At 66.9% G+C, this 15,128-nt stretch carries 16 protein-coding genes; 4 read left to right on the forward strand and 12 right to left on the reverse strand.

Annotated features, from left to right (window positions below; all coding sequences use genetic code 11):
* Nucleotides 1-35: 35 nt before the first annotated feature.
* From E0H75_RS30945 to E0H75_RS30965, 5 genes are all read right to left on the reverse strand, one after another.
* A complete protein-coding gene (locus tag E0H75_RS30945; RefSeq protein ID WP_131517249.1) occupies nucleotides 36-797 on the reverse strand; it encodes an ABC transporter permease in 762 nt (253 codons plus the stop codon).
* A 9-nt stretch (nucleotides 798-806) separates the two neighbouring features.
* Complete coding sequence (locus E0H75_RS30950) at nucleotides 807-1,565, reverse strand: ABC transporter ATP-binding protein (protein ID WP_131517250.1); 759 nt, start codon at nucleotides 1,563-1,565, stop codon at nucleotides 807-809.
* Nucleotides 1,566-1,574: 9 nt separating this feature from the next.
* Nucleotides 1,575-1,904 (reverse strand): PadR family transcriptional regulator, encoded by a 330-nt coding sequence (locus tag E0H75_RS30955; RefSeq protein ID WP_131517251.1) that lies wholly within the window; start codon nucleotides 1,902-1,904, stop codon nucleotides 1,575-1,577.
* 103 nt (nucleotides 1,905-2,007) lie between these two features.
* Nucleotides 2,008-3,945 (reverse strand): glycoside hydrolase family 43 protein, encoded by a 1,938-nt coding sequence (locus E0H75_RS30960; RefSeq protein ID WP_131517252.1) that lies wholly within the window; start codon nucleotides 3,943-3,945, stop codon nucleotides 2,008-2,010.
* Nucleotides 3,946-4,037: 92 nt separating this feature from the next.
* Nucleotides 4,038-4,433, reverse strand: a complete 396-nt coding sequence (locus tag E0H75_RS30965) for a PPOX class F420-dependent oxidoreductase (protein ID WP_165554143.1) — start codon at nucleotides 4,431-4,433, stop codon at nucleotides 4,038-4,040.
* A gap of 96 nt (nucleotides 4,434-4,529) precedes the next feature.
* Here E0H75_RS30965 and E0H75_RS30970 point away from each other — a divergent pair, with 96 nt between their 5' ends.
* Nucleotides 4,530-5,399 (forward strand): LLM class flavin-dependent oxidoreductase, encoded by an 870-nt coding sequence (locus tag E0H75_RS30970; RefSeq protein ID WP_131517254.1) that lies wholly within the window; start codon nucleotides 4,530-4,532, stop codon nucleotides 5,397-5,399.
* Here the strand turns inward: E0H75_RS30970 and E0H75_RS30975 are convergent.
* From E0H75_RS30975 to E0H75_RS30985, 3 genes are read right to left on the reverse strand one after another with little or no spacing between them, the layout of a single operon-like run.
* Complete coding sequence (locus E0H75_RS30975) at nucleotides 5,377-5,832, reverse strand: hypothetical protein (RefSeq protein ID WP_131517255.1); 456 nt, start codon at nucleotides 5,830-5,832, stop codon at nucleotides 5,377-5,379. The two genes, E0H75_RS30970 and E0H75_RS30975, sit on opposite strands and share 23 nt — an antisense overlap.
* Nucleotides 5,829-6,596 carry an ABC transporter permease gene (locus E0H75_RS30980; RefSeq protein WP_131517256.1) on the reverse strand — a complete coding sequence of 256 codons (768 nt, stop codon included), beginning with the start codon at nucleotides 6,594-6,596 and terminating at the stop codon, nucleotides 5,829-5,831. The genes E0H75_RS30975 and E0H75_RS30980 overlap by 4 nt, the downstream gene beginning before the upstream one ends.
* On the reverse strand, nucleotides 6,589-7,317 hold the full coding sequence (locus E0H75_RS30985) for an ABC transporter ATP-binding protein (protein ID WP_131517257.1): 729 nt from the start codon (nucleotides 7,315-7,317) through the stop codon (nucleotides 6,589-6,591). The genes E0H75_RS30980 and E0H75_RS30985 overlap by 8 nt, the downstream gene beginning before the upstream one ends.
* Nucleotides 7,318-7,412: 95 nt before the next feature.
* Here E0H75_RS30985 and E0H75_RS30990 point away from each other — a divergent pair, with 95 nt between their 5' ends.
* The gene (locus E0H75_RS30990) at nucleotides 7,413-8,069 is read left to right on the forward strand and encodes a response regulator transcription factor (protein ID WP_131517258.1); all 657 of its coding nucleotides are present in this window, start codon (nucleotides 7,413-7,415) and stop codon (nucleotides 8,067-8,069) included.
* A gap of 17 nt (nucleotides 8,070-8,086) precedes the next feature.
* Nucleotides 8,087-9,391, forward strand: coding sequence for a sensor histidine kinase (locus E0H75_RS30995; RefSeq protein ID WP_202873257.1), 1,305 nt, complete (start codon nucleotides 8,087-8,089; stop codon nucleotides 9,389-9,391).
* Nucleotides 9,392-9,393: 2 nt separating this feature from the next.
* Here E0H75_RS30995 and E0H75_RS31000 read toward each other — a convergent pair whose 3' ends face one another.
* The 3 genes from E0H75_RS31000 to E0H75_RS31010 form a co-directional block, all read right to left on the reverse strand.
* Nucleotides 9,394-9,930: a mycothiol transferase gene (locus E0H75_RS31000; protein WP_131517260.1), complete on the reverse strand. Its 537-nt coding sequence runs from the start codon at nucleotides 9,928-9,930 to the stop codon at nucleotides 9,394-9,396.
* Between the two features lie 37 nt (nucleotides 9,931-9,967).
* The gene (locus E0H75_RS31005; protein ID WP_131517261.1) at nucleotides 9,968-11,131 is read right to left on the reverse strand and encodes a lipid II:glycine glycyltransferase FemX; all 1,164 of its coding nucleotides are present in this window, start codon (nucleotides 11,129-11,131) and stop codon (nucleotides 9,968-9,970) included.
* Nucleotides 11,132-11,335: 204 nt separating this feature from the next.
* The gene (locus tag E0H75_RS31010) at nucleotides 11,336-11,950 is read right to left on the reverse strand and encodes a DUF4386 domain-containing protein (RefSeq protein ID WP_131517262.1); all 615 of its coding nucleotides are present in this window, start codon (nucleotides 11,948-11,950) and stop codon (nucleotides 11,336-11,338) included.
* Nucleotides 11,951-12,252: 302 nt separating this feature from the next.
* Here E0H75_RS31010 and E0H75_RS31015 point away from each other — a divergent pair, with 302 nt between their 5' ends.
* Nucleotides 12,253-14,310: a glycoside hydrolase family 36 protein gene (locus E0H75_RS31015; RefSeq protein WP_131517263.1), complete on the forward strand. Its 2,058-nt coding sequence runs from the start codon at nucleotides 12,253-12,255 to the stop codon at nucleotides 14,308-14,310.
* A gap of 6 nt (nucleotides 14,311-14,316) precedes the next feature.
* On the opposite strand, the gene E0H75_RS31020 is transcribed toward E0H75_RS31015, so the two are convergent.
* Nucleotides 14,317-15,072, reverse strand: coding sequence for a DeoR/GlpR family DNA-binding transcription regulator (locus tag E0H75_RS31020; RefSeq protein ID WP_202873258.1), 756 nt, complete (start codon nucleotides 15,070-15,072; stop codon nucleotides 14,317-14,319).
* Between the last annotated feature and the right edge of the window lie 56 nt (nucleotides 15,073-15,128).

Below are 15,128 nucleotides of genomic sequence, written 5' to 3' on the forward strand. Positions count from 1 at the left end.
GCTGACACGCTCCAGACACCGACCAGTGAGGGTGTCTAGCTGATCTTGCGCCGGTACAGCGCGACCGCGAAGGCATAGGCGGCGAGCAGGAGACCGACGCACCACGCAAGGGCGATCCAGATGTCAGAGCCGACCGGTTGCTCGGCGAACAGCGCGCGGATCGTGTTGACGATCGACGTCACCGGCTGGTTCTCGGCGAAGGCGCGCACCGGACCGGGCATGGTCTCGGTGGGCACGAACGCCGAGCTGAGGAACGGCAGGAAGATCAGCGGGTACGAGAACGCGCTCGCGCCGTCCACCGACTTGGCGGACAGGCCCGCTACCACGGCCAGCCAGGTCACCGCGAGGGTGAAGAGGACCAGGATTCCGGCCACCGCCAGCCAGGCCGCCACTCCTGCGCCGGTGCGGAAGCCCATCAGCAGGGCTACGCCCACGACGATCACCAGTGAGATCAGGTTGGCGACCAGCGAGGTCAGCACGTGGCCCCACAACACGCCCGACCGCGCGATCGGCAGGGACTGGAAGCGCTCGAAGATCCCGCTCTGCAGATCCGTGAAGAGCCGGAAGGCGGTGTAGGCGACGCCGGAGGCGATCGTGATCAGCAGGATGCCGGGCAGCAGGTAGTTCACGTACGACGCCGACCCGGTGTCGATCGCGCCGCCGAAGACATAGACGAACAGCAGCATCATCGCGATCGGCATCAGTGCGGTGGTGATGATGGTGTCGGGGCTGCGGGTGATGTGCCGCAGGGACCGTCCGGTGAGTACGGCGGTGTCGCCGAAGAGATGTGTGGCCATGGTTTTCCCCTACTTGTCCGTGCCGACCAGGGTGAGGAAGACGTCCTCGAGGGTCGGCTGCTTCTCGACGTACTCGACCTTAGCCGGCGGCAGCAGTTGCTTCAGTTCGGCGAGGGTGCCGTTGACGATGATGTGCCCCTGGTGGAGGATCGCGATCCGGTCGGCGAGTTTCTCGGCCTCGTCCAGGTACTGCGTGGTGAGCAGCACCGTCGTGCCGTGCTCGGCGAGTTCCTTGACGCTGTTCCACACCTCGATCCGTGCCTGCGGGTCGAGTCCGGTGGTCGGCTCGTCGAGGAAGATGACCGGCGGATTCCCGATCAGGCTCATTGCGATGTCGAGGCGGCGGCGCATACCGCCCGAGTACGTCGCGACCCGGCGCCCGCCCGCCTCGGTCAACGAGAACCGAGCCAGCAGCTCGTCGGCGATCTTGCCCGGTTCGTCGAGGTGCCGCAGCTTGGCGACCAGGACGAGATTCTCCCGCCCGCTGAGAATCTCGTCGACGGCGGCGAACTGACCCGTCAGGCTGAACGACTCCCGCACCTTGTCCGGCTGGGTCGCGACGTCGAAGCCGTTCACCGTGGCCGTCCCCGCGTCGGCCCTGAGCAGCGTGGACAGGATCCGCACGACCGTCGTCTTGCCGGCGCCGTTCGAGCCGAGCAGGGCGAAGATGGTGCCGCGCCGCACGTCGAAGTCGACGCCCCGCAGTACCTTCAGTTCCTTGTACGACTTCTCCAGGCCCTGCACCTGAATAACGGACTGTGTCGTCATGGCCATTTCCTAGCGTCCTCCTTCGCGGAGCTGTTCGAGCCGTTCGGACAGGAAGCTCCATGTCCTCCAGAACTCGTCGAGATATTCCTGACCCTGAGCGTTGAGGGAATACACCTTGCGCGGCGGACCCTTTTCCGACGGGACCTTCTCCACGTCGACGAGACCTCGTCGCTCGAACCTGACCAGCAGCGCGTAGATGGTGCCTTCGGCGATGTCGGTGAAGCCCTGTTCCCGCAACCACGCGGTGATCTCGTAGCCGTACGCGGGCCGCCCGAGCAGCATCGCGAGCACGATCCCTTCCAGCGTGCCCTTCAGCATCTCCGTCATCTGCTTGACCACGGCTCACCTCTTCGCGCTACTCAGTGCTGCTGACTACCAGTAGATAGTAGCACTGACTAGTGCGGACACAACTGTGCCCCCGGCGGTCGACCGGGGGCACGAGTCAGCCGTCGCGGGAGACGATCAGCCAGCTGACTTGGATGTCCGGGGTGCGGGTCGGCGCGATGGAGACGGTGAGGTTGCCGTCGGCACCGACCGCGATCCCGCCGTACGACGCCGCCGTACCGGTGCCGGCGAACAGGCGCTGCTGGTCGACGATCGAACCGTTGACCGAGACCTGGGCGGCGCGGTTGGCCCACGGCCACGGATCGAAGTACCCGGCGTGGACCGTGTACGTTCCCGGCTCCAGGCCGCCGAAGGTGTAGACGAGCGCCTCATGATCCTTGGCGTAGCGCAAGGTGCTGTACAGGTCGCCACTCCCCGCGGGCGCACTCGACCCGGTGAAGCCCCAGGTCGTCCCGGTGACGGGATCGGTTCCCAATGGTTGCTCCGGGCCCGAATTCAGCAGTGCACCTTCACCAGCGGCGGTCTGCATCAACGCCTGCCAGTCCGGCGTCGCGGCACCGCCCGCGTTGACGGCGTACCGAGCATTATGCGGGACGACCATCACGGACCGCGTGAAAGTCCGCCCGTCCGACAGAGTGCCGCGGAGGCTGGCCGGCCCCGGCTGCGCGACAGTCGACGCATCCCAGGTGACCGCGACCTGCTGTGAGCCCGCCGCCGTCTTCACACGGATCGAGGCCGGCAACGTGCTCGTGTCGTTGAGCCAGACGTGATCCGGCAGCGCCGTCTCGACAGTCCAGCGCTGGTACGGCGCCAGGTCGCCGAGCGTCCACTCCTGGTCCGGGCCGATCGACAGACTGCCACCCTCGCCGAAGCTCATCGGCAACCACATGTAGGGCGCGTTGGCCAGATCATCCGGAGTCCACCGGTCGCCCATGAACGCGTACTTGTTCCGCGCCGGATCGACCGGGATCACCGACGTACTCTGCGACCGATAGGTGTCGGCCGCGCCGGCCCCACTGATCGGGCTGCCCTTGTCGGTCCACTGGCCGAGAATGCTCGTCGCCGTGGCGTACCGCGCCGGGTTCGGATCCCATCCCGTCGCACCGGAGGTGATCAGGTAGTAGGTGTCCTCGGATTTGAACATCGCCGGCGCCTCCCGCTGGTTGCACGCGAGCGTCCGCACGAAGTCCTTCCCCTGCACCGCCTTCTCGGGCGGCGCGGACAGGTAGGTGTACGACTTGTTCAGCTTCGAGATGTACATCGTCCGGTTCTCCTCGGAGGAGTAGACGATGTACGCCGTCCCGTCGTCGTCGACGAACAGGTTCATGTCCCGCGCCATGCCGCCGGCCGGGTCGAACGCGGACCCGGTCCCACACCACGGCACCGAGTCACTCGGTACGCGGTTCAGCCGGTACGAGTCGATCCACCGGAACGGCCCGGTCGGCGAATCCGCGATCGCCACGCCGGCCTCGGCCCGCGCGTACGTCGACGTACCGGTGGGCGACGACGGTCCGTCGGAGTGCACCCACATGATCCACTTGCCGGTGGCCTGGTTGTGGATCACCTTCGGGCGTTCGAGGATCGACGGACTGGCCCAGCCGTCGGTGCGGACGCTGTTGGTGGACAGGTCGCGCCAGACGATCTCCTTCTGCGCGGCGGTGTAGTGCTTGTACAACTTCGCGAAGTATTTGTCGTTCGTGAACTGATCCGGTGAACTCATCGACCGGAGAGCGAGTCCTTGGTCCTTCCAGTTGTACAAGTCGTACGACGCGTAGACGTGGACTCCGGGTGAGTCGAAGTACCCGTTGCTGCGGTCCTCGCCGTACCAGTACCAGATCCGCCGGCCGCGGTGGTCGGTCGACGGCACCACCTGGCCGCCGTGCGCCTGGATCACCTGGCCCGTGGTGTCGAGCCATTCGGCGCCGGGGCGGAACGAGTTGTAGGTCGTGGGTGCAGGTGGGGCGGGGGCCGCGATCGCGGCCGGGGCCAGCAGGGTGAGCGTTGCGCTCAGGACGGCGAGTCTGATCAGTCTCATCCGGGGTCCTTACGTCGGGGCGGACGGGCAGTAAGGATGTTGACGTCAACACGGCGGGAGACATCGATTACAGCCCGCGCTGGGACGTCGCGTCAAGGGCTCCCGAGCTGGCTTGTGGTGCGTTCGACGATGACGCCGGCCGCGTACCGCGTCGTACCCGGTTCGACGTCCGCCCAGTCGCCGGTGTACTTGCGGGCGATCGCCTGCTCCAGCGCGAGCTCCGGGTCGGGGCGCAACTCGTCGATCCGGCCGCGCAGTTCCAGGTAGTACGTCGGCCGGGCCGGGTCCACGATCACGACCGAGATCCGAGGGTCGCGTTGCAGGTTGCGCAACTTCTGGCGGCCCTCCACCAGGCTGATCCGCACTCGCTCGCCGTCCCAGAGGAACCACAGCGGCGTCACCTGTGGCTCACCACGTTTGCCGATCGTCCCAACGAACGCGACCGTTGTCGATGACAACAGTTCCTCGAACCCGCCCGGGATCTCCACTCTCGCCTCCTGCTGTAAGTCGGTCCTGGTCGACAAGACTGGCATCGCAGGGTCGCGCGCGTCGAGACTGTCGGTGGTCGGGTCGAGCATGGTGGTATGACCAATCAGCTGAGACTCGGCCTGGTGTTTCACCCGGCGCTGCCCCCGGAGTCGATCAGATCGTTGGCAAGGTCGGTGGACGCCGCCGGGCTGGACGACTTCTGGGTGTCGGAGGACTGTTTCAAGGAGAGTGCGGTCGCCAGCGCCGTGGTTGCGTTGGAAGCCACGTCGCGGGTGCGGGTCGGGATCGGCATACTGCCGGTGCCGTTGCGCTCTGTCGCCCAGGCGGCCATGGAGATCGCGACCATCGATCGGCTCTTTCCCGGCCGATTCGTGGCCGGAATCGGTCACGGCGTACAACCGTGGATGGAGCAAGCGGGAGTGCGAGCCGATGCGCCACTCACCCTGTTACGCGAGTACGCGACTGCACTACGCCAGTTGCTGGACGGCGAGCGAGTCACGGTGTCAGGCCGCTACGTGCGGCTGGACGACGTCGCGTTGACCTACCCGCCGCTTCAGCCCGTGCCGCTGCTGATCGGTGCTGCCGGTCCACGATCTCTGGCTGCAGCAGGGCGACTCGGCACCGGCACGATGCTCCCCCTCGGCCTGGACCTCGCCGAGCTGAAGCAGTCGACGGCAACCACCTTGGCCGACGCCGCGCCAGACCACGAGGTCGTCGCCACCCTGACCGTGGCCACCGGACCGGATGCTCACGCCCGGATAGAGGCAGAGCTGGCCAACTGGGACATTCCGGGCGGACCAGAGGTAGGCGCCGCCGGCAACGCCCGCACCATCGCCGACCGCATCCTGCAACTGGCCGACGCCGGAGTGACCACAGTCTCCATCCAACCGTGCCGAGACGAACCGGACCTCGACGCCTTCGTGCACTTCCTCGGCAAGGACCTCAAGCCCTTGCTGCACGTCTGAGGCGCCCGATCAGCGCGGCGGCGCCGAGCAATGCCGGTACGGCGATCGCCACCGGCAGGGCACCGCCGGTGTCGAGCGTCTGGCGAGGCGACACCGTGATGTGGACCGGTGGTCCGGCGACGAGAGCTCCGCTCCGCGGGATCAGGACGACGTACACCGCGAAGTGACCGGGATTGACAGCCTGGAACTCCCAGTCCAGTTGGGTTTCCCGGCCCGCCGGGACCGGTTGGGTGACGTCCTGGGTCCAGTCCTCCAGATCGACGTACACGCCGTCGAGGCTGACCACGTTGAGGTGCGCGATGGCCGGACCGGACTCACTGACGACGGACTCCACGGTGAGGGTCTGGCCGAGCTGCGCGGTCAGCTGGTCCTGATTCATCGTGATCGTCGGGCTGGCCATCACCACGGTGGCGATCAGGCTGAGCAGGTTCATCGCAGCCCCGCAGTCAGCCGGACGAGTCGAGGACCGGCCGCGATCAGGACGGCGACGACGACGAGTGCGACCACGACCGGCGCGGCCAGATAGCTGAGGTCGTTGGTCCAGCCGCGGCGGCCGACAAGGATCTGGGAGACGTAGTGCAGTGCCGACCCGATCGGGTTGATCCGGGTCAGTACCTGACCGAATCCGGTCCGCGGCAGCGCGGGCAGTTGGGTCGGCGCGAACAGTACGAGCAGTAGGAGCAAGCCGCCCGCCAGACTGGTCTTGTTGGAGTTCGTCCAACCGCTGAAGAGCATTCCGATGCCGCCGAGCCCGACCGCGACCAGCGTCCCGACGGTCAGGGCGAGGAGCGCCGCCTGGCCTGCGCCTGCCACCCCGCGGCCGAGCACCCACAGATAAGGGAGCGTGACGGCCAAACACGCCAGCCACATCGTCATGGCGGCTGCGAGCTTGCCGACGACGATCGCACGCCGGGACACCGGTGTGAGCAGGAGTGCCTCGAAGGTGCCGCGTTCGCGCTCGCCGCTGATCGCATCCGCACTGACCACGACCGTGAGCAGAACCCCGACTGCGAGCCCCACCTGGACCGTGAGGTTGACCGCCTCGCGTTGCTCGAGGAAGTTCATCGCCTGATTGGTCGCGGCCAGGTAGGTCATCGCGCTGAGCAGGACGCTGAATCCGAACACCAGCACTGGTCCGCGGCCGCCGATCCACAGGTCCCGGCTCTCCTGCTCGGCAACCACTGTCCACCTAGTCATGACCGCTCTCCCCGGTCAGGTCGAGGAACGCGGCACTCAGGCTGCCCGCTCCCGCCACGATGCCGGCGAGCGGCCCGGCCGCCCGAAGCCTGCCGTGGTCGAGGATGAGTACGCTGCCGGAGACCTGCTCGACCTCGGTCAGCGTGTGGGTCGACAGCACCACCGTCGCACCGCGTCGCTCGGCGATGGCCGCGATGGTGCTCAGGATCTCGCGCTGACCGGCCGGGTCCAGGCCGAGCGTCGGCTCGTCCAGGAACACGACCGCGGGGTCGTTGACCAACGCGCGGGCGATCCCGAGCCGCTGCTTCATTCCCCGGCTGTACGTCGAGATCCGTGCACCCGCTCGATCCCCGAGTCCGACGTCGGTCAGCAATCGACCGGCCACCGCGCGTGCATCGTGGCGACTCGATCCGAACAGCCGCGCCGCGTAACGCAGGTACTCCGCCCCTGTCTGCCGCGCCGGATAGCCGGCGCTCTCCGGCAGAACGCCGATGCGTCGCCTGATCCGGTGCGGCTGATCGCTCGGTACGCCGGCGACGGCGAAGGTCCCGCCGGTCGGCTCGAGGATCGTGGTGAGCAGGCGGATCGTGGTCGTCTTCCCGGCGCCGTTGGGTCCGAGCAGTCCGATCACCTCCCCCGCGTCCGCGGCGAAGGTGAGTCCGTCGAGGGCGTTGCGCGCGCCGTACCGCTTGCTCAGGCCGATCGCCTCGATGGTCGCCATGGGCCGACGGTAGGTCCGCACGGCTGAATCCCGGCTGAACGGTGCATTCAGCCGGGATTCAGCCAGAATGGAGGAGGATCGCCTGGAGGTGGGTGATGCGCGCGCTGGTGGTGGAGGACGAGCTCCGGCTGGCCACGGGCCTGCGGGCCGGCCTGGAGGCCGAGGGGTACGCCGTCGACGTCGCGCTGACCGGGACCGACGGACTCTGGCTCGCCCGCGAGTACGGGTACGACGTCGTCCTGCTGGATCTGATGCTGCCGGAGATCGACGGGTTCGAAATCTGTGCGACGCTTCGGGCCGAGCAGGTGTGGACGCCGATCCTGATGCTGACGGCGCGGGATGCGGACACCGACCAGGTCCGTGCGCTGGACACCGGCGCCGACGACTATCTCACCAAGCCTTTCTCGTACGCCGTCCTGATCGCGCGGCTCCGTGCCTTGGTACGACGGGGTGCGGCAGAACGACCGTGCGTCTTGGAAGCCGGTCACCTGCGGCTGGATCCCGCGGCCCGGAGAGCCTGGATCGGCGAGATCGAGCTGGCGCTGACCGCGCGCGAGCTGTCGTTGCTGGAGTTCCTCGTTCGCCGGCACGGTCAGGTGGTGTCGAAACGCACCATCCTCGATCACGTCTGGGACTACGACTTCGACGGCGACCCGAACATCATCGAGGTCTACATCCGACGACTCCGCACCAAGCTCGGCCAGGACTCGATCACGACCCTGCGCGGAGCCGGTTATCGACTCGCCGATTGACGATGGGAGGTCGTGCCATGCGGCTGCGGGTGACACTCACGGCGGTGCTGGTGCTCGGCGTCGCGCTCGTCGCGGGCGCCCTGGTGCTCGTCGCACTGCTCGGCTCCGTACTCACCGACCAGGTGTGCCAGGACGCGCGCGACCGCGTTACGCAACTGAGCTCGGTGACCGGTACGGACCGGCCGCAGTCGACAAGCAGCGAACTGATCCAGTGGACCGCAGTACCGGGCGGTGGCGAGACGCTCGCTTCTCCGCCTACCAACGGCTGCGTCTCGGTCGAGCCTCCCGGTTACCCGGAGGACTTCGTCTTCGCCGCGGCACCGCTCGCCACCGGTGGTGATGTGATCGTGGGCAAACCCTTGGTGGACGTGCTGGACTCAACCCGGTTCGTCCGTCGCGTCCTCGTGGTCGGGGTGCCGTTGATGATGCTGATCGTCGGCGGCGTGACCTGGGTGGTGACAGGGCGGATCCTGGCGCCGGTGACGGCGATCCGACGTGAGGTCGACGAGATCACCGCGAGCGAGCTCCACCGCCGGGTTCCCGCCGTACGCACCGACGAGATCGGCCGGCTGGGCAGGACGATGAACCGGATGCTCGACCGGCTGCAGCGGGCGCAGGAGAGCCGGCAACGGTTCGTCTCCGATGCTTCGCACGAGTTGCGGTCTCCGATCGCGGCCATCCGCCAGCACGCCGAGGTCGCACGGGCCCATCCCGGGCGCACGACCGTCACCGAGCTGGCGACGACGGTCCTCGACGAAGATGTGCGGATGCAAGGCCTGGTTGACGATCTGCTGTTACTGGCTCGCTCCGACGAGGACCACACGGAACCTCCGAACACCCCGGTCGACCTCGACGACCTCGTCCTCGCCGAGGCACAACGGTTGCGGTTGGCAACAAGCCTGACGATCGACACGGCCGGTGTGTCCGGCGGTCAGGTCCGCGGCGACGAGGCGGCGCTGTCCCGGATGATCCACAACCTCGCCGACAACGCCGCGCGGCACGCCCGGAGCCGGGTCGCCTTCACCCTCACGGAGTCCGCCGGCACGGTCGTCCTCGCCATCAGCGACGACGGTCCCGGCATCCCCCCAGCCGACCGGTCCCACGTCTTCGACCGGTTCGTCCGGTTGAACCCCTCCCGCTCCCGCGACGCCGGCGGCACCGGCCTCGGTCTGGCAATCGTTGCCACCATCATCGAACGCCACCACGGCACGATCACCGTCCACACCGCCGACACCGGCGGCGCCACCCTGGAAGCCAAGCTCCCACCGGCTGACTCCGACAGCGGCCGGCCCCGGGCGTCGACTGGTCCGCGAGCCCGCTAGGTTCAGCTGGGGTCGTTGCCTCTCAGCCCGTCGATGGCTTCGCGCAGCAGGTCGGCGTGGCCGGTGTGTTTGAGGTACTCCTCCAGCAGGTCGATCAGGAAACGGCGGCGAGTCTTGGCCCAGGCCGGCTCGGCGGTGTCGATCACCACGTCGAGGCCGCCGTCGGCGCACAGCTGCGCCCACGTGGCTTGGGAGCGCTTCGCGGCGGCGTACCACTCGGCGTAGAGCTGCTCCGGATCGTCCGTGACCGCGGACTCCCACCCCCACTCGTCGTTCTCGACCCAGCTCCGGGTGTCCCACGGCGGCCCGAGCGGTTGCTCCGCCGCCTGCGCGGTGAAGCCGTCCTCGACGAACGTCATATGCTTGACCAAGCCCGCCAGCGTCATCGTCGACGGCGGATGCGTACGGCGAAACTGCTCCGCGTCGAGATCACCGGTCTTCCAGGCGAACTGCTGCCGCACCCGATCGACCGCGAACTGCAGCATCTCCGCATCGGTGCCACGCAGACACTCGGACAGCTGAAGCTCTCGCCAGTCCATGGGGCCTCCTCGATCCTGGGAACGACGACATCCTGCCTCAGCGACGGACCTTCCCGGACCGGCCGCGATGACGGAAGTGGATCATCGCCCGGTGCAGTGTGTGGTTGATCGGTCCAGGAAGCGGTCGCTCCCATTCGCCGACGGTCTCGACAACCTCGCCGCCGGTGCCCAGCTTCCATCGCAGCAGCCCGTACGCAGCGTCGTCGGGATCCAGCGAAGCCGACACTCCGCGCATGTCGTACCGCTCGGCGCCGAGCTTCTGGGCGTCGGCCATCATCTTCCACTGCAGGATGTGGCTCGGCCTGACCTCGCGGCGGTGATCGGCCGACCCGCCCGCCTGGTACCAGACCCGGCGGCCGACGACGTTCATCGTGTGCGCGGCAAGTACTTCGTCCTGCCAGCTCGACAGATACAGCCGCATCTGGCCCGGCACCTCGCCGTTCATCACCCGGTACTGGCGTTGGTAGTACGCCAACGACCGGCCCGAACGGAACCCGTTGCGTCGCTCCGTGGTGCTCAAGAGCTCGTAGAACGTGGGCAGGTCGCGCTCGGCCCCGAGCCGTACGTCGACGCCCGACCTCATCGCCTTGCGGATGTTGCGCTGCCACTCCTTGCTGAAGCCGGCCACGAGATCGCGGCCGGCGATCGGGACCTGGAACAGGTACCGGGGCTGCGCATCGCCGGCCGACTCCTGCTCGCCGCATCGGCGCCATCCCAGGGTCCTCAACCGGTCGGCGATCGCGGACCCGACCGGCTCCACCACATCGGGCAGGACATGGTCGACCCGGCGGCCAGGAGCGACAGCCGACCTCAAGGTGGCCGCCTGCCAACGCCGCAAGGCCTTCGGCGGTCCCAGCCTGACCGCGAAAGCCTCCCGTCGCTCCAGATAGTCGAGCAAGGGATCGAGCCAGCGTTCCAGCCAGGGATCCGCCCAATCGATGTCCGGTCCCTCAGGCAGGTAGGCATACCACCGGGACAGACCTGGCACCTGGCGAAACAGCACCAGCGTCGTACCGACGACCCGTCCGTCGCCGTCTCGCCAGGCCAGTAGCTCGGAGGCCCAGCCGGTCTTGACCTGAGCCCAGGACGGGATCTGGAGAAAGCTTCTGTCATCGTGGAGATCGGCTACCGCTCGATAGTGCAGCGGCTCGATCTCACCGACCGTCAGTTGGTGCTGACGGATCGAAACCTCGGTGCGCACACGTCTCACCCCGCCCGCAATCGGCTGTCATGTCGTCGCGTCACCCTGTAAGACGCCTCGGCCACCGCAAAAAGTCACACCGTTCCACCAGAACGGACGAGCTTTACGGACCTGACCGAAACGCCAGTGCTGAGACACATGACGTGATCACAGGTAGTAGTGCGTGCGACAGCCGCCTCGTCCAAGACAGCTGGAACTGAGGCCCTACGCCGCCAACGCCGGTGACCCGACGCCGGGCGCCGGCACCGGTGACCTGAATCCCTTGGCAATCAACCAGATCGGCATAGCCACGGCCTCGAACAACCCGCCCGGAACCAGCAGCACAAGTCCAGCTCCAGCATTCATGTCGAGTACGCCGAGAAGGTCGAGGACGGCCCCGAGCGAGAGACAGGTGTAGCCAACCAGCCCGAGCACAGCGATCGCCCGAGGAACGATCCGGGAAACAAACAGCAGGTACGTGAGGATCAGACCACCAATACCCGTGGGGATGTACACCCAGAGCAGGTGATTGGGCACGACCTCCAGCTGGGTGAGCAGATAGATCCCGCACACGGTGGAGACGGTGAATTCGATGACTCTCATCACCGGATACCAGATCGCAAGCCGCTGGTTGACCTCCTTCAGCACCTGGTACATCAGCAGGCCGATCCCCACGACAGCGATCCCAGAACACATCATCAGCACGACGCCGACCGTCAACGGTGCGCGGTCGGTATCGCCGTTCTCGAAGCCATCGATCAGTGACGTCCCGACCATGGCGGTGACCATCTGGACCAAGAACAAGATGCCGACGGCGACCGCGATTCCCCTTCTGGACATGACTCTCCCTCGATCGAGCCTGAGCAAGGAGATGCGGTATCGCCCCCGACGACGGTCTCCCCCGGATGTGACGCCCGCTCCGCTCCAGGAGCCCTCCCCGGCAGACGTCTGTTCTCACAGTGCGCCTCCACCGCTCGGCTGTCCAGGGTGTGGGATCGCACTGAGACCGCGAATTGCGCGCTTTGATCAATGTTGTGCGCAAATACCTTGTTGGCTTGACGGAATGTGTTCGTCAGATTACGTTTCAGGACTCATCGCGCATATTTGCGCTGCGTCGGCTTTCACTCCTGAGGAGTTTTGGCATGACTCATATGAAGCGGCGAACCGTTCTGAAAATCGCCTTGGGAGGCGCGGGTCTGGCAGCGCTCCCGGCCGCGACCGCTGCTGCGGCAGGGCCGAAGGTCGTGGGTGTCGGCGATACCTCCATCACTGTTGACTTCGATGACCAGTTGCACAGCAGGGTCGCGCTCAACGGCTCGCAGTTGACGCAGTTCGACGCCGGTGAGGCGTTGCTCCTCGGCGACACGGCGATCGACACCTTCGCCTATCGGGAGCAGCGGACGCGGAGGACCTGGCATTCCCGCCATGGTGCAGGGGTGCAGGTGACCATCGAGGGTGACTCGAAGGAACGCGTACGAAAGACCGTCGAGCTCACTTGCTATCAGCGATTGAGTGGTATGGCCGTGATGCAGGTGACCTATACGAACCTGTCCGGCAAGTCGCTCGACATCACCGGCTGGCGGAATGGAGCTCACGAACTTCTGCAATCGCCAGGCGGCTTCTACACCTTCTCCGGCTCTACCCACGAGGACCGCCGCGACTGGGTGCAACCGGTGACCGACGACTTCGCCCAGGAGAACTCACTCGGCATGGATGCCTCCGACTACGGCGGCGGCACCCCGATGGCGACCGTCTGGCGTCGCACCGGCGGTCTCTCCGTCGGACACGTGGAGCCGAAGGCGCGGGTTCTGCGGATGCCGGTCCGCAAGTCGGAGCACGGTGCGAGCATCGCCATCGAGGGCGACACCCCGCGCACCCTGAAGCCGGGTCAACGGCTGACCACCGAAACCACCTTCGTGACGGTCCATTCGAGCGACCACTTCGTGCCGCTGCAGCGGTACCGCGACTACATGGGCGACCTCGGTCTACGCGCTCCCAAGGTCGCGAAGTCGGCGTACGCTCCGGTCTGGTGTGCTTGGGGATACGAGCGCGACTTCACTGTCGAGCAGGTGCTCGGGACGTTGCCCAAGGTCCGCGACGTCGGCTTCAAGTGGGCCGGCCTCGACGACGGCTGGCAGACCAACGAGGGCGACTGGGACATCAACCTGGCGAAGTTCCCCGGCGGCGACGCGGACATGCGAGCGTTCACCCGGGACATCCGGGACGCCGGTCTGCTGGCCCGGCTTTGGTGGGCGCCGCTGGCCGCGGACCCCGAGAGCAACTTGTTCAAGGAACGCCCCGACATGCTGCTGCTCGACCGCGACGGCAACAAGCAGAAGGTGACTTGGTGGGACGCGTGGACCCTGTGCCCGGCGTACCAGCCGGTGGTCGACTACTTCGCCGGACAGGCGCGGAAGTTCATCGGTGACTGGGGTTACGAGGGACTCAAGATCGACGGGCAGCATCTCAACGGCGTCACGCCCTGCTGCAACCCCGCTCACGGGCACGCCCGCCCGGAGGAGTCGACCGAGGGACTGGCTCAGTTCTGGAAGGCGATCCACGACGCCGCGCACGCCGAGAATCGCAACGCGGTCGTCGAACTCTGCCCATGCGGTACGGCGTTCGCCTTCCACAACCTGCCGTACGTCGACCAGTACCCCGGCTCGGACCCGACGTCGTCGTACCAGGTCCGGACCAAGGGCAAGTCGATGAAGGCGCTGATGGGGAACGGCAGCAGCTACGCCGGCGACCACGTCGAACTGAGTGACGGAGGCAACGACTTCGCCTCCAGCTACGGCGTCGGCGCCGTACTGTCGACCAAGTTCACCTACCCGAGCGACCCGCCGGGGACGAAGCCAGGCCGGGAGAAGGTACTGACTCCGGAGAAGGAGGCGCTCTGGCGCAAGTGGGTCGACCTCTACGAGAAGAACATGCTGCCCACCGGCGAGTACCGCGGGGAGCTGTACGACGTCGGCTTCGACCTGCCGGAGACACACGTCATCGCCAAGAACTCAACGCTGCACTACGCCTTCTACGCCGACCAATGGGACGGGGACGTGGAACTGCGTGGTCTCGGCAAGGGCAGGTACCGGTTGACCGATCCCTTCAACGGAACGTCCCTGGGCGCCGTCGACGCACGGCACAACACGATCAAGCTGACGTTCGAGAAGTTCCAGCTCGTCGTTGCCGAGCACCGCTGATCCCAGTCAGACTGCCGTCACCTGCACGCCGGCCCGCTGCAGCGCCTCGAGCTGGCCGGGCTGGGCGCCGCGATCGGTGACGACATCGGTGACGCCGGAGAGCATGCTGATCCGGGCGAAGGTCACGCGGCCGAGCTTGGAGCTGTCCGCGATCACAACACCGCGGTACGCCCGGCGCAGGAACGCCAGGTCGGTCTGCGCTTCCATCTCGTCGTACGTCGTACAGCCCTCCTCCGGCGTGAGTCCGTCCACGCCGATGAACGCGATGTCGAGGTGGTAGTTCGCGAGCATCGCCTCGGCGGCCGGGCCGACCAACTCGTAGGAGGAGCGGGCGATCCCACCGATCAGCACGAGCCGGACGCCGGCGTGACCGACAAGCTCGGAGGCGATGTTGATCGCGTTCGTCACCACCGTGATGCCTCGCCGCCGCGCAAGGGCACGAGACAACTCGAGGGCGGTGGTGCCGCCGGTCATGCCGACAACAGCGCCCTCCTCCACGAAGGAGGCAGCGGCTCTGCCGATGGCTCGCTTCTCCGCCTGCCGCAGCGCCGCTTTGACCCGGGTCGGCACTTCGTCGCCGGACTCGTTGGACATCGCTCCGCCGTGGGTGCGCACCAGCAACTGGTCGCGGCTCAGCGCTTGCAGGTCCCGGCGGATGGTCGCGCCCGAGACGCCGAGCGCGCGGGCCAGCGCGGCGACGTCCACGCTGCCGTGCTCGCCGACCTGATCGAGGATCGCACTCAACCGCTCTGACTTCCGCACATCGGGCACTGTACAAGATGCACATCTTTTGAGCATTTGCGCATTATTCTGCGCAT

Origin of the sequence: Kribbella capetownensis (assembly GCF_004331485.1) — a bacterium.
In the GTDB taxonomy this organism is placed as follows: Bacteria; Actinomycetota; Actinomycetes; order Propionibacteriales; family Kribbellaceae; genus Kribbella; species Kribbella capetownensis.

Excerpts from the sequence above, each read along its gene's own strand:
- E0H75_RS30945 (WP_131517249.1), bottom strand. The coding sequence starts at position 797 with ATGGCCACACATCTCTTCGGCGACACCGCCGTACTCACCGGACGGTCC.
- E0H75_RS30950 (WP_131517250.1), bottom strand. The coding sequence starts at position 1,565 with ATGACGACACAGTCCGTTATTCAGGTGCAGGGCCTGGAGAAGTCGTAC.
- E0H75_RS30960 (WP_131517252.1), bottom strand. The coding sequence starts at position 3,945 with ATGAGACTGATCAGACTCGCCGTCCTGAGCGCAACGCTCACCCTGCTG.
- E0H75_RS30970 (WP_131517254.1), top strand. The coding sequence starts at position 4,530 with ATGACCAATCAGCTGAGACTCGGCCTGGTGTTTCACCCGGCGCTGCCC.
- E0H75_RS30975 (WP_131517255.1), bottom strand. The coding sequence starts at position 5,832 with ATGAACCTGCTCAGCCTGATCGCCACCGTGGTGATGGCCAGCCCGACG.
- E0H75_RS30980 (WP_131517256.1), bottom strand. The coding sequence starts at position 6,596 with ATGACTAGGTGGACAGTGGTTGCCGAGCAGGAGAGCCGGGACCTGTGG.
- E0H75_RS30985 (WP_131517257.1), bottom strand. The coding sequence starts at position 7,317 with ATGGCGACCATCGAGGCGATCGGCCTGAGCAAGCGGTACGGCGCGCGC.
- E0H75_RS30990 (WP_131517258.1), top strand. The coding sequence starts at position 7,413 with ATGCGCGCGCTGGTGGTGGAGGACGAGCTCCGGCTGGCCACGGGCCTG.
- E0H75_RS30995 (WP_202873257.1), top strand. The coding sequence starts at position 8,087 with ATGCGGCTGCGGGTGACACTCACGGCGGTGCTGGTGCTCGGCGTCGCG.
- E0H75_RS31000 (WP_131517260.1), bottom strand. The coding sequence starts at position 9,930 with ATGGACTGGCGAGAGCTTCAGCTGTCCGAGTGTCTGCGTGGCACCGAT.
- E0H75_RS31010 (WP_131517262.1), bottom strand. The coding sequence starts at position 11,950 with ATGTCCAGAAGGGGAATCGCGGTCGCCGTCGGCATCTTGTTCTTGGTC.
- E0H75_RS31015 (WP_131517263.1), top strand. The coding sequence starts at position 12,253 with ATGACTCATATGAAGCGGCGAACCGTTCTGAAAATCGCCTTGGGAGGC.